Source organism: Streptomyces sp. NPDC059456 (assembly GCF_042750055.1).
GTDB lineage: Bacteria > Actinomycetota > Actinomycetes > Streptomycetales > Streptomycetaceae > Streptomyces.
Genome location: NZ_JBHYVA010000001.1, coordinates 19,164 through 40,832 on the forward strand (window position 1 = coordinate 19,164; position 21,669 = coordinate 40,832).

Consider the following 21,669-nt stretch of genomic DNA (forward strand, 5'->3'; position numbering starts at 1 on the left):
TGGGGTTGTTTGGGTTGTGTGAGCGACGCGCTCAGTGCCGGGCGGCCCGCCGCACTCAGTACCCCCGGCAGGCCCCCCCCCCGCCCCCCCCCCCCCCCCCCCCCCGCCGCATCAGGGTACCAACCACGAAAGGAGAGCCATGGACACCTCGTTGCCTGCTCAGCAGATCGCCCAGCCGCTGGCACTGCCCGGCTCGGACCTGTTCGAGACGGTCCGCCGCAAGCTCATCGACGACCTCGGCATGGTCCAGGTCGCCCGCCGCGGCCAGGAGCGCATCTACCGGCCGCGCGCCGAACTCCTCGCCGAGGCAGTCACGCCCGAGACGTTCGTGATGATGATGGACTGGCTGTCCTCCACCCGGCGCGCCTCGCTCAACACGAAGCGGGGCTACGCCGACGACATCCGCCGAGTCTGGGCCGCCTACGCCCAGGAACTCGGACACGACCGGTACTTCATCGGCTGCTTCAACCCCGACCACATCCGAGCCTGGCGCCTCCGCATGGAAGCCCAAGGTTCCCCGCGCAGCACCATCGGCCGGTACCTCAACAGCCTGTCCTCCCTGCACGCCTACGCAGCAGAGAAGATGGGCCTGCCCAGGAACCCCGTCACCCAGGACGACCGCCCCAAGGTCGACAAGGGCAACACCTCCCGCAGTACCCCCGTGCTGGAGCTGTACGAGATCCAAGCCCTGGCCGCGCAGGCTGAGAACGGATTCGATGAGCTCGTCGTGCGGCTGCTTTACACCCTCGCCGGCCGAGTCTCCGAGATGTGCGCCGCCGACATGAGCGCCCGAGTCGAGCGCGGGCGCCGCTCGTACATCGACCTCACCCGCAAGGAAGAGAAGGAGAGGCTGCTCCCGCTGCCCATCACCGTGGCCGAGCTGCTCGACACCCACACCGAAGGCCGCACGGAGGGGCCGCTGCTGCTCGACTCCGAAGGGGTTCGGCTAGACCGGCATGACGTGGCCCGCCTCGTCGCGCGGCTCGGCCGAAGGGCCAAGGTGCTGCCCGGCCGGAAGGTGACCCCGCACGTCCTTCGGGCCAGCCGTATCACGCACATGCTCGACGCCGACGTGCCGCTCGCCGAGGTCCAGGCGTTCGCCGACCACGACAACCCCGCCACCACGGTCGGCTACTGGAACCGGCGGGACAAGGGCCAGCGGAACGCCGCCCACGTGGACGCCGGAGAGGCTGTGTTCTCGGACGTGGTGCCGCAGTACCGTGCCTGACCAGGAGATATGGCATCTTATCTGCGGTCAGCTCCGGACCCTGGGACAGCGAAAAGCCCCACCGCCGAAGTGGTGGGGCAAGTCTCGCGGGGAACCCATCCCCCGCTTCTTCGCGATCCAGGCCGCGCCCCGGGACCGGGCGTGCACTCCTTATCCCGCTCTTCAGCCTGTCGTCGGGTAGCGTCCGGCGATCAACCCGGGCGCCCCTCACCCGTGTGAGGTTGATGCCACGGTACTCCGCACGAGCCGTCTGGTATACGGCAAAGCGCCCCCGCCCAGAGGGCGGGGGCTGATCGCACTCCAGTTCTTACACGTCGCTGCGCTCGAGGACGCGAGCTGCACGGGCCGACATGGGGCGTGATGCCGGCGGTTCCCCGCCGGACTTGCGGATGTAGGCGACGAGATCCCGGATGCGGACCAGGGCCCAGGCGATCGCCTCGTCGTTCTCGGCGAGACGCTCCTGCTGGGCTGCGGCCTTCGTCTCGCCCTGTTCCACCCGCCGTTCGAGGCGCTCAATGGCTCTGCCCTGCTGCTCGACGACGGCAGCCTGCTGCTGACTGACCGCGGTGAAGTCGTCGCGGTTTTCCTGCCGCTTTGACCTCCGGGCCGCCCGGCCGGCGAAGGCGCTTGCGATGGCTGCCGCGCCGGTGAGTCCGACCTGCGCCCACGTTTCAGCACTCATAGGGTGGCTCCGCTTTCTTGGCGCGGGGCGGCTCGGGCCACCCTGCTGCCACGAGGACCGGGACGGTAATCACCGCCCACACGGCTGCTGCCACCCAGCCGCGGGGGAAGCCCCCCGATAGCCAGGCGGCGAGGTACGACACCATCCACGGCACCACGATGAGTGGGAGCACGATGAAGGCGGCAGCGTCACGGCCCGGCGGAGCCCACGCACTTGCAAGAGCCACGATGCCCGCGGCTATCCAGCACCAGCCCCATGCGGAGAGCGGCATGAGCGACAGGGCTGTTGCGAGCCCGCGCTGGTCCGGCTGGGGAGTTGTCAGTTGCCCGTATCCGTACAGGAGCCAGACGAGTCCGTAGCTCGTGAGGATGGTGCCGCGGCGGCCCAGCTGACGCCTGAGCCGCCGGACCGCACGGCACTTCACCTACACCGCCTGCGGCGCGCGCGGCTGGATGGGACTGCCCTCTTCGAGCGCGGTCGACGGTACTGGCGCGGTGATCTGGGTCCGCTGGTAGAGGGCGAGTCCGGCGGCGAGGGTCGCCATGACGAGGGCCTGCTTGTCGGCATCCCAGTTGAGGCCGAGGCCGACGAAGAGTGACATGCCGGCCTGCGCAAGCTGCATGAGGGCGGCTGCCCAGGCACCGGCTTTGGCCATGATGGCGAGGACCAGGCCGACGACGCCGGCGGCGACGGTGTTGATCGCGGTCTGGGTGCCGGCGCTGACGTTCCACTGGTAGCCGATGAGGCTGACCGCGGCGGCGATGAAGCCGAGGATGAGTGCCGGTTCACGGCCGAAGATCTTCATGGGTCAGCCTGCCTTCGGAGTGGTGGTCTTGTCGTGGACGGTGACGTCGACGTCGACGGTGCCGGCGGCGAGGGCCTCGGCGACGGCCTTCTTCACGGCTGCGCCGACGGCCGCCGCGTCGAGGTCGTTGTCGGCGGCGACGAGCTTGACGAGGCTGGCGACCGTGGCCTGCTGTGCAGCGAGGTCGTTCTTCAGGCCCCACATCATCGCGTTGAGTTGGCCGAACCAGGCTTCTGCGGCAGCGTCCATGACGAATCCTTCCGGTGCGGTTCCGGCCGCGAGGAGTGCGGCCCTGTCGATGGCTCCCGGGTCCCAGTGATCGTTTCCGGGGATGTTGCTGTGCCCGTAGTGGCCGCCGCGGGTCTGCCAGATCGTCAGCGGGCGGGGCGAGTCGTCGCTGTACGACTGGGCCAGGCGGCCGGCCGGCCATTCGTCCGGAACGCCCCACGAGCGGATCGCCCGCAGCAGGGCGGCGAAGTTCGGGCCGGGCTTCCAGTAGCCGGTGAACGGCGTGCCGGCCTTGGCCATGACCTCGATCTGGATGCAGACGCGGCCGGTCCGGTTGGTGCGGACGCTGCCGGCGTTGACCAGGGCCTTCGCGGACTGGTTGAGCGGTCCGAACTGGCCGAGCTGGTCCGTGATCGGGTCGTACAGGATGTGCGGCTCGTAGTTTTCTTCCATGAGGTAGTCGGCGGTGCCGTGGAATGCGGCGCTGCTGCCGGCGCTGCCCTCGGTGGTGTGCCAGACGACGCGGGGCGGGGCGTTGGGGGTGTCCATCGCTCCGGCGCCCGCGATGACGCCGTCGCCGAGGCGTTCGGCCTCGGGGATCCATATCTCGCCCATGCGGGGGCCTTTCATGAGGGAGCCCCCGGCGGTGGGCTCGGGGGCTGGGGTCAGGTGGCGATGGTGGCGCCGCCGCCGGGGTCCGGGTTTTCGGGCGGCTCGGGTATGGGCGGCAGGTCGGGCGGGTTCTGCTCGCTGACGGGCATCGGCAGCTCGTCCACGATCACGTTGCGGGCGCCGGGTGGCATGTCGGGCGGTGTGCCCACGGGTGTCTCCTAGGCCTGGATCTGGGAGGCGGTGATGATCTCGCAGCGCACGTTGCCGGTGCCGGATGCCATGCGGCCCTGGACGCGGAGGTCGACGGCGGCGAGTTGAGAGCCGGGCAGGCCGAAGGGGCCGATCGTCGTCGTGGTGACGCTGAAGCTTGTCGACGTCGTCGAGCCGGAGATGACGCTGCCGTTGGCGGTGATCCGCACCTGGCCGGTCGCAGCCGCGACGTCATTGGTGTGCGCCAGGATGACGTAGCACATGGCCTGCTGTTTTTTGATCGTCGTCTGGTAGATGTCGACGAACGAGCCGCTATTCGTGCCCGCCCAGTCGTTGTACCAGGACCGTGCGAAATGCACCGGGATGTAAGGGCGGGCCAGGCCGCCGGCAGCCACCGGATCATCGGCGACGATGGCGACACCTTGCCGGTCATACAGCGTCCACGCCTGCTGATTCGTGCCCGTCACCGACGGCTGGGCGGCCACCGAGGCCACCAGGGAGCCATCCTCCCGGTAGATACGGATGCCCTCCTGCGTGGAGCCGTCGACATGGGTGTCGGGCAGGGCCCCGGTCTCGAGGATGAGCGTCCCCGACGAGGTGTAGACGCGCAGGTTGCCCATACGCTCCGCACGCCGGGCCGCCATGAACTGCTGCACGTCGCGGCGGATTTCACGGATAGCCCGCCACAGATCCGACGGGGACGGCGGGAGGAGGTCGGCCGGGTTCGGCATCAGTCCTCCAGCAGGATCGGAGAGACCTGGTCGCTGGCGACGTCCAGGTCCCAGCCGTAAGCGCGGCCCGTGAGGGTGATGCCGAGCGGATGACGAAGGCTGCGGCCGGGGCTGACCTCAACGCCGAGACTGTCGCCAAGAACCCAGTCCGTACCGAGCCGCGGTGCCGCCGACGCTGCCGCCTTCACCGTCCAGGCCCGGGACCCGGCCTGTAGCAGCGCCAGTGTCCTGGCGGCGTGCGCATTCAGCTGGTCGAGGTCCGTGACGCTGGTGCCGGGACTGTAGCGGTGGACCCAGCGGGGCCAGCCGGCAGCGATCAGGTCGCTGGCGATCTGCACGTCGGACTGCAACCGCACCTCGCCCTCACCGTCCCCCGACGCCTGCACGACCGTCGCCCCTTTACCGGACTCGTAGGACTCGGTGAGCGTGTAGTCGGAGATGCACCCCGGCATGTCGAAGATCGCCTGCGGGCTGCTGACGGTGCCAATCTGCGGACGGATCCGCATGACCAGAGCAAACTGGGTGTGCGCCGCGTCGCCCCAGACGACGTCGATCGTCCACTCCGGGGCACCCTCCATCGCCGTGATCGTCTGAATCGACGACAAGATGGACTTGTCGTCGGTGTCGACAGACACGTAGTCGAGGGTCAGGCCACTTGCCGTCACATCGAACGTGATCGGCAACCCGTCGGTGGCGATCGGCGCGGCCAGGTCCGCGATCACCGTCGAGGCGTCCGCGGTATTGGAGTACGCGCCCGGGTAGCGGCGGTCCAGGTATCCCTCCGGACTGCCAAGCCCCAACTGGACCACGTTCGCGGAGCCGCCGGCCCGGGTCAGGGTGATGCCCGCCCAGAGCGGCGTGCTGGTCAGCGTGTCGACCGCGACGAGCAGCGTGCGGCCCGGGTCGGTGGCCGTCTCCCACTCGCTCGGCGCCCCAGGCAGCGCCAGGTCCAGACTCGCACTCGTCGCAGCACCCAGCCTGCGAGACAAGCCCTGCGCAGTGATCGCAGCCAGCTCGTCCGTGATACGGCCCGTATGCAGGTCGCAGCCGTACCAGGCCAGCTCCAGCGCAGGCACTAGGCCGCCTCGTAGGAGATTTGCAGCGTCATCAGGGCGCCGGATCCCCAGGCGTAGCTGAGGCTGCCCGGGGACTGGTAGCCGATGTCTGACTGGCGGAGGGCGTACAGCGTGATCGTCGTGCCGGCCGAGCTGACCACCGGATTCAGGGGATGGAAGGGGTTGGCTCCATCGAAGTAATAGCCAACCCCTTGCCAGACGATGTCCGCGGCAGTGGCCGCCGTGGTCGGCAGGGTGACCGTTACGTTCGATGAATTGAGTGTCGAGCCGGTACCCCACTTCAAGGTCGCTACGACTTCGACCCGGTTGCCTATGCGAGTCCATCGGCCCTTGGAGACCGCCGAGCCCATCGTCGCGAGGCCGCCGGCCCACGTCGGCGTGTACGCCGCCCAGTCGCCCTGAGCCTGCCACACCGAGCCGGTCCAGAACTCCAGCACGTTCCGGACGGTGTTGTATCGGGCCTGACCTGCATAGAGGCCCGCAAGGGCAATGTCTGCAGCGGAGGTCACCGGCAGAATCCCGCCGGGGCTGACCGTCACCTGGCGCGCGGTCGTTGAGACCGACGCGGCGCCCGTGCCGCCTCCGGCCACCGAGGGCACGGTGATCGTGGCCAGCACTGTATAGATCTCTGTTGCGCCCGGCGTCGGGGCAACCGGTGAACCGGACGGTGTGCCTGTCAGCAGTACAGTGTCAGCTTTCGTCAGGCCGCTGGAGTCGACCGCGTTGTCCCACACCCGCAGGTACACGAGGTCGATTCGGGTCAGCGTGGCGTGTGCCGCGGACAGTGTTCCGGGAGACGTCGCCCCCATCTGCGCGAAGTAGGTGCCCTGACCGGATCGGGTTACGAAGGCTGGACCGGCCGACACGTTCACTGTCGTGCCAGCGAGAGAGACTGCCAGACCCGCCTCGCCGGGACGAACCCCACCGCGACCCATCCCCGCCGTCGAGGTGGCCATCGTAAGCAGGGCGAACATCTTGCGGAGCTCGGTCTCGTCGTAGCTCAAGCCAGGCAGCCACAGCGGATCGGTCGCGACCATGTCGCCTCCTTACATCCAGGCTGACCGGGCGGTCCCAGTCAGCAGTGCGGCGGGGTCATAGGCGGAGGCAGTCCAGCGGACCGAGAGGGAGGAGCCGGGCAGGATCTCCGGCCAGGACGGCTGAGCCGAGATAAATGGCCGCCTGGACACTGAGCCGTTGAGGATCACGCTGTGCGCGGCGGTGTCGATGACGAGCGTGTCGCCGGCGCCGAGGGTCTGCGAGTAGGCGAGCTGGTAGATCGTGCCGTCCGGGCGGGTGGCGGTGATGACCGGTGACGCGGCCGGCCCGAGCAGCGTGAAGGCTGGCCTGGTGGCGATCGTCCCCTCGTTGGACAGGGTGATGGAACCGCCGGTCGAGGTGGTGCTGATTGTGATCGGCAGGGTGATCGGCAGAGTCAGGCCGCCCGTCACCGAGGGAAGACCGGTCGACTGCGACTGCAGGACAGTCGAGTACCGGCGCGGGTCCGCCGCCGTGACGGCGATCGAGTAGGCGGCGACCCGGTCCGTGAGCTGCCTACACAGCGGCGTCCCTGAGCGGCGCACCGTCGCTTGCTTGGGGACCGTCTCGTAGACGGTCAGGGTGGTATCGGTAAGGGCCACTGCGGCTAGCAGCTGCTCCAATGCAGCATCCAGCAGCGACAAGTTTGGTGCCTCGATCTTGCCTTCAAGAGCGATGGGGCGCTGGCTGAGGTACACGGGCGACGCCCATGCACCGTGGTCGGCCTGGCGTGCGCTGTACTCGCTGCGCTGGTCAGGCCCATCCCAGCCCTCCAGGACCTGCAGGTGCCAGGCGACACCTGCATCGTCTACGGCCCCGAGCTCGAGGGCGCCAAGGTCTACTCGGCGCCCTCCGAGGTTCGAGCCAGGCGTGTACGACATCGGCACCCGCCTCTCATCCGTACATGCGCATGTGGCGGTCGATCTCCACCGCGAGCGCGGCCGTCGGCCGTTCCGCGCCGTTGACGTTGATCGTCGTGCTGCTCGTCGGACTGCTGGGCGCGCTCGCCGACGGGCTGCCGAAGCGTGCTGCCGGCCGAGCCGTGTACCCGCTGGCCGGGACCAGTCCGGCGTTGAGCTGGTCGAACATGGCCACGCCGAACTTGCGGACTGAGGCGGCCTTGATGACGTACTCGCCGTTGCTGATGCGGGCGAGGATGGAATCCGAAGTGCCCGAGCCTGGCCCGCGGACGGCGCCGCCTGTGGGGTATCCACGGACGTGACCACCGCTCGCGAAAGCGATCAGGCCGCCATCCTTTTGGGCGGCCTGGATCAGGTCCGGTACGCCGTTGGCGTCCCGGTCGGATGCCGTAGCCCGCAGGAACACCCCGACACCTACCGAGGTGCCGTGAATGTCGTTGATGCGGCCCTGAATAGCGTTGATGGCGGCACTGGGCGGGCCGGTCGGAATGTAGACCGTGACATGCCCGTCAGGCAGGCGGACAACCTTGAAGCCGAGCTCCTTCAGGTTGGCTTCCGCCTGGGCGGTGAGCGCGTCGATGGTGATCGACTTGCCGTTAGTCCTGCGGAGCTCACCCTGGACGTTCTGCAGGTCAGATACAGCTTTGGCTGTCTCGGCCTTGATGTCCGTGGTGACCTGCGTAGGTACCCGCGCGTAGGTGTTGATCAGATCATTGACGGCACTGGTCGAGAAGCCAGCGGCAAGCATTTGCCGCCTGAGGATTGCGATGTCCTGCTCCAGGGCGGCGTTGCCGGCCTCGACACTGTTCTTCTGTTCGCCGACAGCCTGGGCGTGCGCCAATGCCCCCTGAGCGGCATCAAGGAATGCGCCCTTCACTTTCCGGCCGTTCTCGGTGGTGACGTCGAGAGAGTGGCCCGTCTCCTTCACCGTGTCGGAGAGATCCTTCAGGCTCGCCCGGAAGCCGATCTCCTTCTCCGCTGCGGAGATGTTCAGCCCGTTGAGGGCGCTCAGGGCGTCCTTGAGTCGCTCGGCCTGCGTGCGGGTGTCTGCCAGTTGGTCGGCGGTGATTGCAGTGGAGTCGCCGAGCTTCTTTTGGGAGGCGGCAGCCAGGTTGCCCTGGACGCTGGTTTCCTCGAGGGCGGCACTGTAGCCAGGCATCAAGCTCCGGAACTTCTCCGTCGAGATGCCTTGCTTCTCCGCGGCAGCAGCAAGGGAATTGAACGCCTGGGCTGCATCGTCCACCGCGCCATTGTGGACCATGTTGACGAGGGTCTCGTCGAGTTCCTTCATCTTGTCCTTGGCTTCAGCGAGCGGGCCCCAGTCGCTCATGCCGAGGTGGGTGATGGAATACATTTTGTCGCTGAACGAGTCGAGTGCGCCCGCATCGGTAATACGCTTGGCCGCCTTGCCGATATCATCAAGGTCGGAACCAAAACGCTTGGACAATTCCCCTGTGGCCTTGCCGGTGTTAGCAAGTTCCAGCAGGGACGCGGTGAGCTTAGTGATGTTGGCAGGCGCCGGCTTCATCGCGTTTTCGAGCTTCTCCATGGCATACGAGACGGCCGCGAGGAAAGCAAGGACGACCGTCGCCCGGCCGAGACCAAGCAGCGCCGTCTTGGCCGTATTGGCCGTGACACCCAGGGCAACAAGCTCGGCCCGAACGGCCATGATGCGCGGCAGCATCAGCAGCAGACTGGACCCGACGAGGCCCAGGATGCCGACGAGGCCGGCCATGACCGTGACGCTCTGCTGGACGCCCGGAGAAAGCTGCGCATACCAGTTGACGACACTCGTCAGAGCCTGAGCCATTTCCCGCAGGACGCTGTTCGCGGAGGATCCGGAGCTGATGAGCGCGGTCTCGAATGCGCCCTTCAGTCGCTCTAGGTCGCCCGAGAGGTTGTCGGTCATGGTCGCTGCGACACGCGTTGCGTATCCGGCGTCATTGACTGAGCTAACCCACTGGTCGACACCCGCAGAGCCAGCCTCGTACAGGATCGTCGCAGCTCGCACAGCATCGCTGCCGAAAATGGTCGCCATGGCCGCATTGCGCGCCTCGGGAGTGAGCTTGGAGAAGCTGGTCTTCATGTTCTCGGCGAGCGCGCTCAGGCCTATGAAGTTTCCGGACGCGTCGTAGGCGCTGAAGCCGACAGCGTTCATCGCCCCTGCAGCCTCGTCACTTTGGGGGACGAGCCTCTGCAGCATGACCTTGAGGGAGGTGCCGGCGTCCGATCCGATGAGCGCGTTCTGGGCGAAGAGCGACAGGGTGCCGACAGTCTGCTCCAGCGATAGGCCCGTCTGCGACGACAGTAGTGCCGCCTGCCGGAAGGCCAACCCCATGGCGTGCACATTCGTAGCCGATTTGCCGGCGCCGGCGGAGATAACGTCGGCGATGTGCCCGACGTCGGAGCCCTTCAGCTTGAAGGCATTCATGGCCTGGGCTGCGATCACGGCGGACTCACCGAGGTCGAGCTGCCCAGAAGCCGCCAGGTCGAGGCTGCCTCGCAGTGCACCGCCGATGATGTCCGCGGTCGAGATACCTGCGCGGGCCAGCTCCGCCTCGGCGTTCGCGGCCTGCGTCGCCGAATAGACAGTGGCCTGACCAGCGTCCAGGGCGGCCTGGGAGAGTTTCTTCATGTCAGAGGCGTTGCCGCCCGTGACGGCCCGCACCTCCGACATTGACTTCTCGAAGTGAGCCGCGGCGGCCGCAGCGAGACCGAAGACAGCGACGAGGCCGAGAGACGCCGCCTGGGTTGCCTTGAGGGCCTTGGTAGACGAGTTGGCCACCTCGACCATGCTCGTACCGACCGTGACCGCGGCGAATCGCATGCCGCCACCAATGGCCGCAGCAGCCGACGACCACGCCCCCGTGATCCGGCCGGCGTTGGCAGCAGCCGCGGTGGCCGCAGAGGAAACCGCCGCCATGCTGGCAGCAGCCTGGGCCGACGAGCCAGCGACCAGGTTGACCGCGGACGCACCGCCAGTCCCCAGCCGCGTCAGCTGGGCGCCGGTCACCGCAGCCGAGGTGTTTACAGCCCCCATGCGTGATGAGAGCTGCCCGAGCGAAGCGGACAGCTGGTTGACGCCAGCCGTACCGCGGCCGCCCAGCTGGGTGAGCTGAGAGCCGGTGACAGCGGCGGCCCGGTTCACTGCGCCCATGCTCGACGCAGCCTGGGCAGCGCCCGTGCCCACCTGGTTCAGGGAGGCCCGGCCGCTCGCACCCACGCGCCGCATCTGCGACTCAGTGACCGCGGCCGTGCGGTTCATGCTCGCCGCAGCTCGGGCGCCCTGCGCCTCCGCCGACCTCGCCATGTTCTGCAGGGCAGCGGACGACGAGTTCGTCGCCGCCCGCATCGACGTCTCGATCTCGCGGGCCGCCACCTGCGCCGATCGTGCCGCCTGCTGCGTGGCGCTGATGAAGGGCGTGGCCGTGCCAGTCAGGACCACATTCACGGTACGAGTGGCCACGTGCTACCCCCGCTTCGTGATCGCAATGTGGAGGCCCTTGGCGTCGCCACCGGCTTCCTGGTGGGCGTGCGCCTTGCGGGCCCCTGCCGCGCATGCGTGGCAGCGCAGCAGGGCGACGTCGTAGTCGAACTCGTTCTCGGGGGCGCTGGCCTCGGACCAGGGCTGGCCACAGTCAGGGCACGAATCCCGCTCGACCTCGGTGAGGGCCATAGCCCAGGCCCGATCCTCGTCGAGCCACAGCGGCTCCCCGGGCCCCACGACCCGCCCCATGAAGACGGATCGGGGCACCCCCCATGCCCGGGCCGTCTCTACTTCCCTGCGGTGAGGGAGTCCAGGATCCCGGAGGCGGTCAACGAGAAAGGGATCCCAGTGGCCTCCGTGTTGGCCTCGAAGGCGCCTTGCCACAGGGTGTCGCGTTGGGCGTGGTTGAGGACGTCGAAGAGCTCCCCGACCTGCTCGACCGTCATCACCGGGTCGATCGCGCAGGCGGCAATGAGGGCAGGGGCGAACGTCTCCGGGTCGAATCCGTCACCCTTCTTCTTGGGCGGGTGAGCAGCGAGCAAGTCCGACCAGGCCTTCGCTCCGAGAGCCTCGAAGCGGAATTCGACCTCGGAGTCACGGACGGCCTTGCGCGCTGCCGAGACTCTTCCAGCCAGCTTCTTCTTCGGGTCTGTCTCGGCCAGACTGCCCGGCGCCCAGGCGTCGCCCAGGCTGGCCAGTTCCTTCTCCAGCCGCTCCAACTCGGCCTGCTTGTCACCGGCCAGGCATAGAAAGACCGACTTCTGGGGACGCTTGGCCGCCTTGAGGATCTCGGAGATGTCGGGCATCAGGCCACCGTCGCGGCCGTCGCCGGCTGGCTGGTGACCATCATCTGCGAGACGAACTTCATGACCTCGTTCGCCGCCGGCGAGCTGTTCTGCGGCTCGCCGCAGGTGATCGGGTACACCTCGCACTTCTGGCCCGACGCCCAGGCGGTGGCGTAGTCGACGCCACGGCGGACCGCAAGGTAGCCGGACACCCCGTACTTGAGGGTGGTGTACGGCAGATCCTCGCCGCCCGTCGAGCCGCGTTTGAACGTCAGCTCCACAGAGAAGCCGACCCGACCCACGGTCTTGGTGTCGAAGGTGCTGGCCAGGGAAGACGTGTCGACGTCCGCGGTGCTGGGGTCGAGCTTGAGCCCGTCCGGGGTGATGCGCTGAGTGAAGTCCGCGCCAGCGTTCAGCTCCGTCGTGGTCGGCGCGTTGATGTTGCTGATGGACGACACCCAGACCACCCGGGTCTTGCCGTCGCTGATCAGGTCAGACATGGGGCCCTCCAGGGCATGAAAAAGGCCCCGTCAGGCGGGGCAGAGCGGGGCTCGGGTGAGGGTCAGATGACCAGGCTGGCGACGGTGACGCTGGTCGTGCTGGAGTACGTGACCGAGCAGCTGATGCCGTCGGCCGCGCTAGCGAAGAGATCGCTGGTGATCGGGCCGATCATCTTGTCGCCGGTCGTAGCAGGCACCGTGATGACCACGTCCGCCGCGAGCTGGCCGCGGACCCTGGCCGTCGCCGTCAGCGTGACGGTCATCGACGAGCCGTTCGTGTTCTTGACGTGCAGGAACGACCGGTCGCCGCACAGGACCGTGGTCGAGGCGGCAGCAGCCGAGTAGGTAGGAGCGAGGCCGCTCAGGGCGACGACCTGCTGCGCGAGGAGCGCCATGGGAATCTCCGATCAGGACGTGGACTGCAGCCGGTACTGCACCGGCAGGTAGTAGAGGGGCGGGGAGACGTCGTCGTCGCGCTGGATCGGCGGCCCGCCCAGCTCCTCCGGCCGCCACGCGGTACGGCCAGCCACGGCCAGGGGCGCATAGAGCGCCATCCGGGCCCGGTGAGCGGCCCACCGGCACTTCTCCGGCGTAGGGCCCACACATGTGACCTGGAAGGACAGCGAGAAATTGGTCCGTTGGTCGGCGAGAGACTCGGTGAGCGACTGGCCCGGATCGAAATAGACGACGGCGAAAATGCCTGTCGAGGGGACGGATGCCGGGGCCACGCCGTCCCCCACAGTCAGGCCGCCCCCAGCAAGAGCCGCGACGATCGCATCCACGTGGGGCTTGATGTCCGGGGCCGCCACTACAGGCGCCCCAGCCGGTCGGCGATCGCAGCGACCTGCGCCACGAAACGAGGCTCCTCGACCTGCAACGCCCGACCGCCATCGTTGTGGGGCGGATTGTTCACCGACCCGAATTCGAGGATCGCCCCGTAGGAGGCCTGCAGCCTCTTCATCGATCGGTCCGGGCCGATCTCCGCCTCGGCGCCGCCGGGTATGGGCTTGATGTCGTAGTTGATCGTGTACGGATACAGGCGGGCGTGCGGAGGCGCTGTGGCAGTAGCGTTGGCGCGCCAACCGTTCTTGACGTTGAGCGCACCGCGGGTGACTACCGCGACCATGTTCCGCTCCGCCTCGGGGACGCTGCGCTCGAGGACCACGGCGAGCTGCACCAGCGCGCGAACATCTGCCGTCATGACCGATCCTCCACAGTGATGCGCCACGCCGTGGCGGTCGAGCTGTACTGGAGACCCGTCACCCAAAGACGCAGGCCGACCATCCGGGCATCAGGCGACGCCGACACATCCATGACGTCGCCCACGACCGGCAGCTGACTGACCGTCGTGCCCCACGGCACCGACACGGTGTACTCCCGCAGCGTGACGTTGGCCTCACCAGCGTCGACTTCCTCACCCCGGGACTGCGCCGCCGGTTTCACACGGGCAGGCCCCGAGTAGATGACCGTCGCCGCCGCGGGACTGTCAGTGCCGGCATCCCAGTCGAAACCGTCGTCGCCGGGCCGGTACAGCGTGATCGTCTCCCGCTGCAACTCCAGCGCGGCCAGGCGGCCGGCGGCTAGAACGGCGTCGAGGGCGCTCACCGCAGCCCCACCGTTCCGATGCGCCGCCGGTACCCGGAGAGCATCTCCCGGTGAGCCTGCGAGAGGACGCCAGAACCGAGGGTCTCGGCCGCGTAGACGTCCCGCTGCCGCCAGTCGTCGATCGCCCGCTCGCTCTCCCGCAGCCCGCCCGGATTCGTGACGGAGACCGCCGCCAGGTCCAGGCAGACGGCCCGTACCTCGTCGGGCACCTCGGCGTAGCCGTGCGTGTAAGTGACCTCGACCAGTCCCGGGTCCGGGTAGGTCGTGGTGCCGGGCAGGTGACGCCAGCCGCCCGCACGAAGCAGCCGATCCACCGAGAGCACCCAGTCCTGCAGGACCAGGCCGTTCACTCGCACCTGAGAAACAGAGACGACGGGCCGCTGCGGGAGCACGAGCTCACGCTCGTCCAGCACCCGCAGGGTGACCACGTCACCCTCCACCAGGGTGATCGACTGACGGGTCCAGCGCCTGATGACCGCCGAGGCGGACGCCAGAGCCAGATCCGCGGACGCGGAATCGAGGTCGGAACGCTGGGTGGCAGCAGCCAGGTCGGCCGCCGTTGCGAAAGCCGGGAGCGCCACGGCGACCGCCTCCCTTCGTCAGCGAGCGCGCGCGTCGTCGTCCAGCTGCTGCCGGATCTTCCGGGCGTGCTCGGCGTCGGTCTCGGGTGTCGGCTTGCCTGCGAGCACGCCAGCGACGGTGTAGTGGTCGTCCGGCGTGGGGTCGACCTCGACGCCGAGGTAGCCCTTGCTCTCCGCCTCGTCGACGGCCTTCTGTACTTCCTTCTGTGCCGCGTCCTGCGGCTGGGTGCTCTTGCGCTCTGCCATGGGTCTGCTCCTCAGCGGCGAGTGACGGTGACGCGGACGAGGCCGCCCGGGTCTGCGATTCCGGTGCCGACGTGCAGGGACCGCCACAGGAGCGTGTCGCCGGCCGTCAGGTCCAGGTTCGCGGCGGTACCAGAGAGCGTGATCGTCTTCTCGTCGTTCGCCGAGGCGTTTACGCCTGAGTCGAACTGGAGGGTGGCGACGGTGGTCGAGCCGCTGCCGGCCGCGCCCTTGTTGAAGAGGGTCACGGATCGGGTGTTCGTGTTGGCGCCGGTGATCGCAGCCACCGGCACGAACTCGACCTTGGTTACGGTGCAGTCGAATGGCGCCTGGGAAATGACGCTGTCGAGGTCGTTGCCGGCCGTGGACACAGGAGCGACGTCCTGCTCCAGGACCCGCTGCAGAGGTGCGGTGTCGGGCATGGGAACTCTCCTTGTGGAACGCGGTCGATTACGGCAGGTCGATGCGGGCGACCGGGTAGCGGTTCGCCTCGGTCGGCTGGTCGTTGTTGATCGTGTTGGAGACCTGCCAGCCCACGCGGAAGGTCAGGCGGATGGCGGTCATGTCCTGCTGGGCCAGGTTGTAGACGATGGCGCCCGTGTTGTCCTGGATGACGGCCTGGTCGAGGATCTTCATCGTGATGTCCTGGCGGACGCCGATGACGAACTGGCTCCAGTCGCCCATGAACAGGGTCGGCGAGCCGGATCCCGTGCCGAACAGGCCGCGCATCGGGTAGACGACCGGAAGGCCATCGATCGACATGAGGTTCCCGGCGACACGGGACTCGTCCAGCTTGCGGCCCTGCGAGTCGCGGGACTTGCGCAGCTTGGACTTGACCGAGGTTGCGCCGACGAATCCGGTCACCTCGTATCCGTCGGCCTCGACGAGCCCGTACCCGTTGTCGATGTCGCCGAAGAACGCGCCGGCCGTGGCCGCCGAGTTGGCGGTGACGTTGTTGCCGGCGGCGGTCGCCGCGGAGGCGATGTTCGTCGGCCACGAAGAAGGAGCGTTGGTACCGAAGAACGTCGCCGCGTCCAGGGTTCGGCCCATCGCCTCCGTCATCAGGGGCATCGCCTCGTCCCAGATGTTGGCGTCCACGTCGGCCAGGACGTTGTCCGGGACCGGCATGATGACGGCGATCTCCTCGATGTTGAGGAACTTGTTCGCCCAGTTGATCTCGGTCGTCTGCTTCAGACCGGTGTCACCGCCGACGAAGTACGCCGTCGGCAGGGCACTGAGCACCGGGAAGCGGACCTGTGCCCGACCCACCGGGACCCTGCGGAACAGGGACAGCACGGCGGACTGCTCAAGCGCCTTGCCGAGCATCTCGTTGGAGACCTCTTCCGGGATGAGCGCCTGGGCGTCCGTCCGCGAGGTCAGGTTGGTGTAGGCCATGGTCCGGCCCTCTCATTTCTCGTAGCCGGCCGGACCTCGCCCTGCCGGAGATGGATCAGCCGAGCCCCGCCTTCTGGCGGATCAGGGCGTTCATGTCGGTTGGCGCACCTGCCGTCGTGCGGGCTCCGCCATCGAAGGAGGGCGGCGCTTGCTCCTTGGCCAGGTGTGGCTTGCGCTTGAGGAGCTCCGCGAGGGCCTTCTCGACCTTCTTGGTGTCGACGTCGCCGTCGTCGTCCACGAAGTCGCTGGGGTCCAGGAACGCTGCAGCGTCGGAGGGATCCGCGAACGTGGCCGCAGCGAGGGCCCGCACCTCGGCGCGGACGGTGCGCTGGGCCATTGCGGCGGCGCGCTTTTCCGCACTCTCGGCTCGCTCCGAGGCCTTCTGGACCTCGGTCTTGTCGCGGTCCTCGATGGCCTGCAGGCGCTTGGCCTGCTCGCGGCTGGCCCGCTCGGCCTCCTTGGCTCGACGCTTCCACTCGTCGAGGGCCTTCTCGCCGGCCGGGCCAAGGGGCGCGCCGCTCTCCGGTTCGAGTGCGGTGTCCTGTTCGCCAGTCTCGGCGTCAGCGAGGGGCGTTTCGGTAGACGGTTCAGACATGTTGATCTCTCCCGTTGCGGGATGGGCGACCAGCGGCCTTGCGCCGAGGTCAGGTCATGTAGCCGAAGCGCCGCAGCATGACGATCGCCTCGTCTCGACTGCTGGCCAGGCGGTAGATCTCCTCCGGGCGAAGCCGGGGGCTCATGAGCCGGAACCCCTGCCCTGAACGAGGCACGAGTCCGCGCTGGATGGCGCGCTGGCGTTCCTGGCGGAACCAGGAGCCGCGGCGGGTGGCCGAGTCGCGCGAGGCTCGCACGGTGCGCCCATACGCGGAAGCGGTGTACATGCCGCGGCGCGCGTTCACGACGCTGGAGATGCTGGCCCCGTCACGGATGGCCTGCGCTCCGGCGTTGGTGAAAATCCGGTTCTGCTCAGCGTGCGACAGGGATTCGAAGTATTTGTTCGCGTCCACGATGCCCCGGGGGCCGCCTCGCCCCGTCGTGGGGAACATCTCCGCCCGGTCCAAGTGCCCTCGGCGGAGGCTGTTGCGCGCGACGAGGGTGGCTGGCATGTGGATGCAGTCGCAGCGCGGGTGTCTCTGAAAGCCGGTGTTCCACCCGAACTCTTTGCCCGACAAGATCGCGCACCGCGCGCAGCAAGGGGCCGACGCAATGCGTATGTAGCCCTGAATGGTCCGGTTGCCCGCTATGGACACCCCGGTTGCGGTACGTCCGGCATCGGCGACCTCGGTCGCTACGGCCTTGAGGAGCTTCTCCAGGCCGCCGATCATCGCCTCGACGTCAGACACATCCGCTTCCTCTGCCAGCCAGCGCGCCTCAAGCACCGACTCATAGAAGAGCGACTTCAGGGGGCGTCCGTCTGCCGCCGCGCCGGCAAAGCGGCTCGCCGCCACCTTCCCAGCAGGGTCCGAGTTCAGACCGTCTGCCGTGATGATCGAAGCGACGTAGGCGTCAGCATGAGAGGCGGCCTCCTGTTGCCCCGCAGTGACAGACACGAGCAGACTGGGTGCCACGACCGCCTGCCAGGACCCTTCCACATCCGCCAGACGTAGCCTGCGCCAAACCGCCTGCGCCCGCTCGGCTGTCCGGCGGACGATCCGCTGCTGGCGCTCGTATTGCGCTGCAGCGACTTCCAGAGCACCCTCGGAACCGCTCATGCCCCGACCGCGGCAGTCGCCGCATCAGCGGGCGGCTTAGGGCCGTACTCCGCGGCCAAGTCGCCAGACAGTGCCCGCTGCAGGGAGTCCTCGCCGAGTTGACGCCAGCGCTCGATCTCCTGGGGCGTCGCACCCCAGCGCTCCCAGAGCACCTCGCGGGGAACGCCGAGAGTACTCATCTTGACCAAGGCATCTACCAGCTCGCCCTCAGTCCGCCACTCGGGCGACTTCCAGACGATGCGGGCCTGTGACGATGCGATCCCCGCCAGCCGCATCGTTCGCTCCAGCCCCTCATCCAGGAACCGGCGCCGCTGGTAGATCTTGTGGATCAGGCCGGCCTCAGCAGCCTTGAGGGCCTCGGCGGACAGGTTGACCATCGAGCCGAGGAGGTAGTGAGGCGGCGTTGAAGTGATGGCGGCAATGTCATGGACATCGGCCTCCTTCGCCTTGAGATATCCGGTCAGGTCGGCAGCCGCGAACTGACCGAACTTCGCGCTGGCATCCTCGGCTATCAGGATCTTGTTCACCGCGACGTTGAACGGCTCGATCTCCTGCCCGTTGTCGTCCACGGGGATTTCCAGGCCCGTCGCCCACTTCCCCGGGAACGCAGCCGCCTCCTGCGTCATCATGCGGTCGGCGATCGTCTTGTTGATCCGGTCCTGGATGCCGATCACCGACTGGAGCTCGGATGCGCCCGCCTTGAGCATCCGCGGCCGGTTCGCGATCTCCCCGAATGGAATCTGGCCGAGGGCGTTCTTGCCACCCCACTGCTCACCAGCCACTTCGCGGCGCGTCCAGCGCGGGGACTCCCCGCTCCTCGGCTCCGGGGCCTGGAACTTGTAGATCTTGTCTGGCAGGTAGAGCGTGCAACAGAGCAGGCCAGTCCAGTCGTCGATCCACAACTTCAAGGCTGCTGCAGCCTCGCCGGGCGCATCGGGCCGATAGGCAATGATGACCTGCGTCGGGTGCTCTGGAGTGATCCGATATCCGCCGCCCTTGACCGGCGACACCATGAGATACGAGTTGCCGCGGATCGCTGCCTCAAGGAACGCCAGCTGGCTGCCGCCGTCCAAATTGTTGTCCTGCCACAGCGCCCAGGCCTGCTCGTCGGCGTCACCTTCGACGTCCGACTGGAAGCCGGAAACCTCAAGGCGACCCACGAACGCATCGACAACCAGCTCGCAGTAGTTCGCCCGCGACATGCGCAGAAGACGCCGAAACGGCTCCCGGGCCTTCTCGTGCAGATGAGGCAGTCGATGCTCGCACTCGTAGTACTGATCGAAGATCTCCGTGGCCTTCGAGCGCTCGCACAACTGCTTGTACAGGCGGTCGCGCCACCACTCCGGCGACTGGACGGCAGGGGGCTGAGGCATCTGGCCCCCTCTCGGTATCAGAAGCCGCGAGCGCGGCGCCTCTTAGTCTTGGCCTGACCCGCGGCAATGGCGTCGCCAGCTGCTTCGTGGGCGAGGATCGAGCACATGCCGAGGTCGATCTTCTGAGACTCGGAGGCCTTCTTCAGGACGTACCGTCCGGCCGGCCGGGCGCCCTTGCGCATGTTCCGCAGGTGCTGCCCCGCCCACTGGCAGCCGTCATGCCGCAGCGACGAGTCCTTCTTCGACACGTCCGTTGCCAGCCGTTCGGCCGCGCCGTGCATCTGGGCGATCCGGTTCGTGTACCAGCGGGTGACGACCTTCTCGCCGTGCTTCTCGGCGAGCGTGTCGACCTCCGATTCCCAGTAGGGCGGGTCCAGGTAGGCGCGAACCACGCTGTACGTCGAGAAGACCTCATCGAACGCAGCCATGACATCCAGGCGCGGCACCTGACCGCCCCAGTCCTTCGGATTCCAAACCGTAGGCAGCCGGTCCGGACCGTACAGCGGCGTGAACTGATAGCCGTCCAACGTCTCCAGGCGGATGCCGGTCCAGTCGTCGATGTCCGAGCCGTCGAACCCGAGCGTGACCGCCGTGCCCGCAGGCACCTCCCGCTCCTCGCGGAGCAGGTCCCAGCGGTCGCCATCGAGGTAGGCCCCGGTGCCAGCCACGATCCGATTCAGGTAGAACCGCTCGGCCTGCGCCGGGTCCTTCTCGGCGATCTCGACGAGCTCGCCGTCGATCCGGTCCAGGTCAACCCAGCCACCCATCAGCACCGACGAGTCGCCGTAGGCGACCCGCAGGGCCTTGTGGCGCTCCCGCTTGTTGGCGAGCGACGCCGGCGCCGGCACCCGGTGATCGCGGTACACGTCCCTGACGGACGCCTCCGCGGTCCGCTGGGCCACCGACTGCTCCGACGGGTCCCAGGCGTTCGTGGTCTCCACCGCGCGGCCACCCGTACCCGAAAGATTCCGGCGCTGCGTCTCCGCGAGCTTCCAGCCGCCGTTCGCCTCCAGCCACGAGTGAGTCTCATCCTGGACCGCGAACGTAATGCGCTGACCCAGGCGGGCCCGGCCCGAGCTGGTGACCGGCTCGATGCGACCGCCACCCGGGACGTTGATCCGGGTCTCGCCGGTATCCGGGATCAGATTGGCAAGCGGGCCCTCATCGATCATCGGGACTAGCGCGCGGTACACGTTGTCGGTCTGATCCTCGGACGTCGCCGCGATCTGGATCCACGGCGTCTCCCAAGCCCTGCCGATTGGCTCCCCCGAGGCGTCCCAGCCGGCGAACCGGACCGGGCCGGCAGCCTCGGCGCAGACCATCGCGCACGTCAGCGGCCCCTTGCCCCACTTCTGCGGGCGGACCAGCTGAGAGCGGCGGTACGACCAGGCCGACCGCCAGCCCTCCTCTGTGGCGTCCTCCCGCAGCCGGTAGTGCCAGGCCAGGAACCGCCACATCTCGTCTGTCAGCAGGTACGGGTCGCCGATCTGGTCCCCGTCCGGGATGACGCAGTGCGCCTCAATCCACTCACCGACCGCCCAGCCGAGCGAAGGGAACTCGCCGGGATGGTCAGGACCCCGCCACGGCATCCGAAGGCACCTTACTTAGGTCGACCGGGCCCTCGAATATGAGGATGCGGTCGACTCCTAGCAGTTCCTTCAACCGCTCTGCGGATTCCGGGAGGCTGTCCCAGACGTCGGCACCCACGTTCGCCAAGGCCAGGATGTCGCTGGCCTCCAGCTTCACCAACTGGGCCATCAGCTACCCCCGGCCACTTCGCTGTCGACGACACGAAGTCGCTGCTTCGCCGTCTTCGCCGTGACCGCCCTGGACGTCCGTTCCTGCCGCTGGCCGGCCACCTCGTCGGCAGCAACCTCCCAGCGCAGCCGCAGCATGGCCTGCGGGTTCAGCCCGAGCCGGTCTTCCAGCTGGCGGGCCTCCGTGGCTGCCTTTACGTTGCCCGTCTCGGCCAGCACCGAGAAGCGGACGAAGCGGGCCACGGTCAGCACGGCGTGCGTCCGCTCCCACATGACCGCCTGGGGGGTTTCCCAGAGGGATTCCCACAGTTCGGCCTCGCGCTCCCGGGCCATCTCCGATCCGCCGTCATCGTCGCTCACGACAACCGGCGGCAGCGGGTATCTGGGCGCCGGACTAGTCCTGCCTTCGGCCGGCAGCTGGGTCATCGCGATGGTGGCGTTGCTCCGCCGCCGCTGCCCGGCCGGCTTGGGAGGGGGTCCCATCCCTGCCATGTGATCACTCTCCTGGTGCCGTTGCGGCACGTCAGGGCTAGCCGTTGCGGCCGGCCCAGGGTCACTCAGCGTGGTCCATTTCAAGATCGCCAGGGGTGCCAGACCCGTAGAAACCCCGAGCCACCTCCCCGGCGGTCCTGATCGAAATGATCAAGAGGGTCTACCCCCGGGTAATTTATTCAAGATCGTCACATTGAGTGACGTGATCATCA

27 protein-coding genes are annotated in these 21,669 nt (G+C 67.9%); 1 reads left to right on the forward strand and 26 read right to left on the reverse strand.

Annotated elements, in window-relative coordinates; translation table 11 throughout:
- The first annotated feature begins 139 nt into the window (after positions 1–139).
- Positions 140–1,228, forward strand: a complete 1,089-nt coding sequence (locus ACFXA3_RS00115; RefSeq protein ID WP_385179687.1) for a tyrosine-type recombinase/integrase — start codon at positions 140–142, stop codon at positions 1,226–1,228.
- 307 nt (positions 1,229–1,535) lie between these two features.
- Here ACFXA3_RS00115 and ACFXA3_RS00120 read toward each other — a convergent pair whose 3' ends face one another.
- The 26 genes from ACFXA3_RS00120 to ACFXA3_RS00245 all read right to left on the reverse strand — a co-directional run bounded on the left by ACFXA3_RS00120 (position 1,536) and on the right by ACFXA3_RS00245 (position 21,457).
- A complete protein-coding gene (locus tag ACFXA3_RS00120) occupies positions 1,536–1,910 on the reverse strand; it encodes a hypothetical protein (RefSeq protein ID WP_385179690.1) in 375 nt (124 codons plus the stop codon).
- 424 nt (positions 1,911–2,334) lie between these two features.
- A complete protein-coding gene (locus tag ACFXA3_RS00125; protein WP_385179693.1) occupies positions 2,335–2,715 on the reverse strand; it encodes a hypothetical protein in 381 nt (126 codons plus the stop codon).
- A 3-nt stretch (positions 2,716–2,718) separates the two neighbouring features.
- Complete coding sequence (locus ACFXA3_RS00130; protein WP_385179696.1) at positions 2,719–3,558, reverse strand: hypothetical protein; 840 nt, start codon at positions 3,556–3,558, stop codon at positions 2,719–2,721.
- A gap of 50 nt (positions 3,559–3,608) precedes the next feature.
- Positions 3,609–3,764, reverse strand: a complete 156-nt coding sequence (locus ACFXA3_RS00135; protein WP_385179699.1) for a hypothetical protein — start codon at positions 3,762–3,764, stop codon at positions 3,609–3,611.
- 9 nt (positions 3,765–3,773) lie between these two features.
- On the reverse strand, positions 3,774–4,496 hold the full coding sequence (locus ACFXA3_RS00140; protein ID WP_385179702.1) for a hypothetical protein: 723 nt from the start codon (positions 4,494–4,496) through the stop codon (positions 3,774–3,776).
- Positions 4,496–5,572, reverse strand: a complete 1,077-nt coding sequence (locus ACFXA3_RS00145; RefSeq protein ID WP_385179705.1) for a hypothetical protein — start codon at positions 5,570–5,572, stop codon at positions 4,496–4,498. Before ACFXA3_RS00145 ends, ACFXA3_RS00140 begins: the two co-directional genes overlap by 1 nt.
- Positions 5,572–6,609: a hypothetical protein gene (locus ACFXA3_RS00150; protein ID WP_385179708.1), complete on the reverse strand. Its 1,038-nt coding sequence runs from the start codon at positions 6,607–6,609 to the stop codon at positions 5,572–5,574. Before ACFXA3_RS00150 ends, ACFXA3_RS00145 begins: the two co-directional genes overlap by 1 nt.
- A gap of 9 nt (positions 6,610–6,618) precedes the next feature.
- A complete protein-coding gene (locus ACFXA3_RS00155; RefSeq protein ID WP_385179711.1) occupies positions 6,619–7,488 on the reverse strand; it encodes a phage distal tail protein in 870 nt (289 codons plus the stop codon).
- A 13-nt stretch (positions 7,489–7,501) separates the two neighbouring features.
- Positions 7,502–10,978 carry a phage tail tape measure protein gene (locus ACFXA3_RS00160; protein WP_385179714.1) on the reverse strand — a complete coding sequence of 1,159 codons (3,477 nt, stop codon included), beginning with the start codon at positions 10,976–10,978 and terminating at the stop codon, positions 7,502–7,504.
- An 18-nt stretch (positions 10,979–10,996) separates the two neighbouring features.
- Positions 10,997–11,263, reverse strand: a complete 267-nt coding sequence (locus ACFXA3_RS00165; RefSeq protein WP_385179717.1) for a hypothetical protein — start codon at positions 11,261–11,263, stop codon at positions 10,997–10,999.
- Positions 11,264–11,301: 38 nt separating this feature from the next.
- Positions 11,302–11,820 (reverse strand): hypothetical protein, encoded by a 519-nt coding sequence (locus ACFXA3_RS00170; protein WP_385179720.1) that lies wholly within the window; start codon positions 11,818–11,820, stop codon positions 11,302–11,304.
- Entirely contained in the window at positions 11,820–12,299 is a 480-nt protein-coding gene (locus ACFXA3_RS00175; RefSeq protein ID WP_385179722.1) for a hypothetical protein, read from the reverse strand. Before ACFXA3_RS00175 ends, ACFXA3_RS00170 begins: the two co-directional genes overlap by 1 nt.
- A 62-nt stretch (positions 12,300–12,361) precedes the next feature.
- Positions 12,362–12,694: a hypothetical protein gene (locus tag ACFXA3_RS00180; RefSeq protein ID WP_385179725.1), complete on the reverse strand. Its 333-nt coding sequence runs from the start codon at positions 12,692–12,694 to the stop codon at positions 12,362–12,364.
- Between the two features lie 12 nt (positions 12,695–12,706).
- The gene (locus ACFXA3_RS00185; protein WP_385179728.1) at positions 12,707–13,081 is read right to left on the reverse strand and encodes a hypothetical protein; all 375 of its coding nucleotides are present in this window, start codon (positions 13,079–13,081) and stop codon (positions 12,707–12,709) included.
- Positions 13,082–13,107: 26 nt separating this feature from the next.
- Positions 13,108–13,500: a hypothetical protein gene (locus tag ACFXA3_RS00190; RefSeq protein WP_385179731.1), complete on the reverse strand. Its 393-nt coding sequence runs from the start codon at positions 13,498–13,500 to the stop codon at positions 13,108–13,110.
- Positions 13,497–13,904, reverse strand: coding sequence for a DUF6093 family protein (locus ACFXA3_RS00195; protein WP_385179734.1), 408 nt, complete (start codon positions 13,902–13,904; stop codon positions 13,497–13,499). Before ACFXA3_RS00195 ends, ACFXA3_RS00190 begins: the two co-directional genes overlap by 4 nt.
- Complete coding sequence (locus ACFXA3_RS00200; protein WP_385179737.1) at positions 13,901–14,485, reverse strand: hypothetical protein; 585 nt, start codon at positions 14,483–14,485, stop codon at positions 13,901–13,903. Before ACFXA3_RS00200 ends, ACFXA3_RS00195 begins: the two co-directional genes overlap by 4 nt.
- An 18-nt stretch (positions 14,486–14,503) precedes the next feature.
- On the reverse strand, positions 14,504–14,731 hold the full coding sequence (locus ACFXA3_RS00205; RefSeq protein ID WP_385179740.1) for a hypothetical protein: 228 nt from the start codon (positions 14,729–14,731) through the stop codon (positions 14,504–14,506).
- Positions 14,732–14,742: 11 nt separating this feature from the next.
- Positions 14,743–15,150, reverse strand: coding sequence for a hypothetical protein (locus ACFXA3_RS00210; RefSeq protein WP_385179743.1), 408 nt, complete (start codon positions 15,148–15,150; stop codon positions 14,743–14,745).
- A 28-nt stretch (positions 15,151–15,178) separates the two neighbouring features.
- Entirely contained in the window at positions 15,179–16,123 is a 945-nt protein-coding gene (locus ACFXA3_RS00215) for a phage major capsid protein (protein WP_134075318.1), read from the reverse strand.
- A gap of 55 nt (positions 16,124–16,178) precedes the next feature.
- On the reverse strand, positions 16,179–16,718 hold the full coding sequence (locus tag ACFXA3_RS00220; RefSeq protein WP_385179746.1) for a hypothetical protein: 540 nt from the start codon (positions 16,716–16,718) through the stop codon (positions 16,179–16,181).
- Between the two features lie 49 nt (positions 16,719–16,767).
- Entirely contained in the window at positions 16,768–17,835 is a 1,068-nt protein-coding gene (locus ACFXA3_RS00225; protein WP_385179749.1) for a hypothetical protein, read from the reverse strand.
- Positions 17,832–19,208 carry a phage portal protein gene (locus ACFXA3_RS00230; RefSeq protein WP_385179752.1) on the reverse strand — a complete coding sequence of 459 codons (1,377 nt, stop codon included), beginning with the start codon at positions 19,206–19,208 and terminating at the stop codon, positions 17,832–17,834. The genes ACFXA3_RS00225 and ACFXA3_RS00230 overlap by 4 nt, the downstream gene beginning before the upstream one ends.
- A gap of 17 nt (positions 19,209–19,225) precedes the next feature.
- Entirely contained in the window at positions 19,226–20,797 is a 1,572-nt protein-coding gene (locus ACFXA3_RS00235) for a hypothetical protein (protein ID WP_385179754.1), read from the reverse strand.
- Positions 20,778–20,966, reverse strand: coding sequence for a hypothetical protein (locus ACFXA3_RS00240; protein ID WP_385179756.1), 189 nt, complete (start codon positions 20,964–20,966; stop codon positions 20,778–20,780). The genes ACFXA3_RS00235 and ACFXA3_RS00240 overlap by 20 nt, the downstream gene beginning before the upstream one ends.
- Positions 20,966–21,457 carry a hypothetical protein gene (locus tag ACFXA3_RS00245; RefSeq protein ID WP_385179759.1) on the reverse strand — a complete coding sequence of 164 codons (492 nt, stop codon included), beginning with the start codon at positions 21,455–21,457 and terminating at the stop codon, positions 20,966–20,968. Before ACFXA3_RS00245 ends, ACFXA3_RS00240 begins: the two co-directional genes overlap by 1 nt.
- Between the last annotated feature and the right edge of the window lie 212 nt (positions 21,458–21,669).

Coding starts and splice junctions, on each gene's coding strand:
- ACFXA3_RS00190 (WP_385179731.1), bottom strand. CDS start 13,500: ATGACGGCAGATGTTCGCGCGCTGGTGCAGCTCGCCGTGGTCCTCGAG.
- ACFXA3_RS00150 (WP_385179708.1), bottom strand. CDS start 6,609: ATGGTCGCGACCGATCCGCTGTGGCTGCCTGGCTTGAGCTACGACGAG.
- ACFXA3_RS00235 (WP_385179754.1), bottom strand. CDS start 20,797: ATGCCGTGGCGGGGTCCTGACCATCCCGGCGAGTTCCCTTCGCTCGGC.
- ACFXA3_RS00175 (WP_385179722.1), bottom strand. CDS start 12,299: ATGTCTGACCTGATCAGCGACGGCAAGACCCGGGTGGTCTGGGTGTCG.
- ACFXA3_RS00115 (WP_385179687.1), top strand. CDS start 140: ATGGACACCTCGTTGCCTGCTCAGCAGATCGCCCAGCCGCTGGCACTG.
- ACFXA3_RS00165 (WP_385179717.1), bottom strand. CDS start 11,263: ATGGGGCGGGTCGTGGGGCCCGGGGAGCCGCTGTGGCTCGACGAGGAT.
- ACFXA3_RS00205 (WP_385179740.1), bottom strand. CDS start 14,731: ATGGCAGAGCGCAAGAGCACCCAGCCGCAGGACGCGGCACAGAAGGAA.
- ACFXA3_RS00220 (WP_385179746.1), bottom strand. CDS start 16,718: ATGTCTGAACCGTCTACCGAAACGCCCCTCGCTGACGCCGAGACTGGC.
- ACFXA3_RS00240 (WP_385179756.1), bottom strand. CDS start 20,966: ATGGCCCAGTTGGTGAAGCTGGAGGCCAGCGACATCCTGGCCTTGGCG.
- ACFXA3_RS00120 (WP_385179690.1), bottom strand. CDS start 1,910: ATGAGTGCTGAAACGTGGGCGCAGGTCGGACTCACCGGCGCGGCAGCC.
- ACFXA3_RS00245 (WP_385179759.1), bottom strand. CDS start 21,457: ATGGCAGGGATGGGACCCCCTCCCAAGCCGGCCGGGCAGCGGCGGCGG.
- ACFXA3_RS00230 (WP_385179752.1), bottom strand. CDS start 19,208: ATGCCTCAGCCCCCTGCCGTCCAGTCGCCGGAGTGGTGGCGCGACCGC.
- ACFXA3_RS00215 (WP_134075318.1), bottom strand. CDS start 16,123: ATGGCCTACACCAACCTGACCTCGCGGACGGACGCCCAGGCGCTCATC.
- ACFXA3_RS00130 (WP_385179696.1), bottom strand. CDS start 3,558: ATGGGCGAGATATGGATCCCCGAGGCCGAACGCCTCGGCGACGGCGTC.
- ACFXA3_RS00125 (WP_385179693.1), bottom strand. CDS start 2,715: ATGAAGATCTTCGGCCGTGAACCGGCACTCATCCTCGGCTTCATCGCC.
- ACFXA3_RS00140 (WP_385179702.1), bottom strand. CDS start 4,496: ATGCCGAACCCGGCCGACCTCCTCCCGCCGTCCCCGTCGGATCTGTGG.
- ACFXA3_RS00210 (WP_385179743.1), bottom strand. CDS start 15,150: ATGCCCGACACCGCACCTCTGCAGCGGGTCCTGGAGCAGGACGTCGCT.
- ACFXA3_RS00225 (WP_385179749.1), bottom strand. CDS start 17,835: ATGAGCGGTTCCGAGGGTGCTCTGGAAGTCGCTGCAGCGCAATACGAG.
- ACFXA3_RS00155 (WP_385179711.1), bottom strand. CDS start 7,488: ATGTCGTACACGCCTGGCTCGAACCTCGGAGGGCGCCGAGTAGACCTT.
- ACFXA3_RS00180 (WP_385179725.1), bottom strand. CDS start 12,694: ATGGCGCTCCTCGCGCAGCAGGTCGTCGCCCTGAGCGGCCTCGCTCCT.
- ACFXA3_RS00170 (WP_385179720.1), bottom strand. CDS start 11,820: ATGCCCGACATCTCCGAGATCCTCAAGGCGGCCAAGCGTCCCCAGAAG.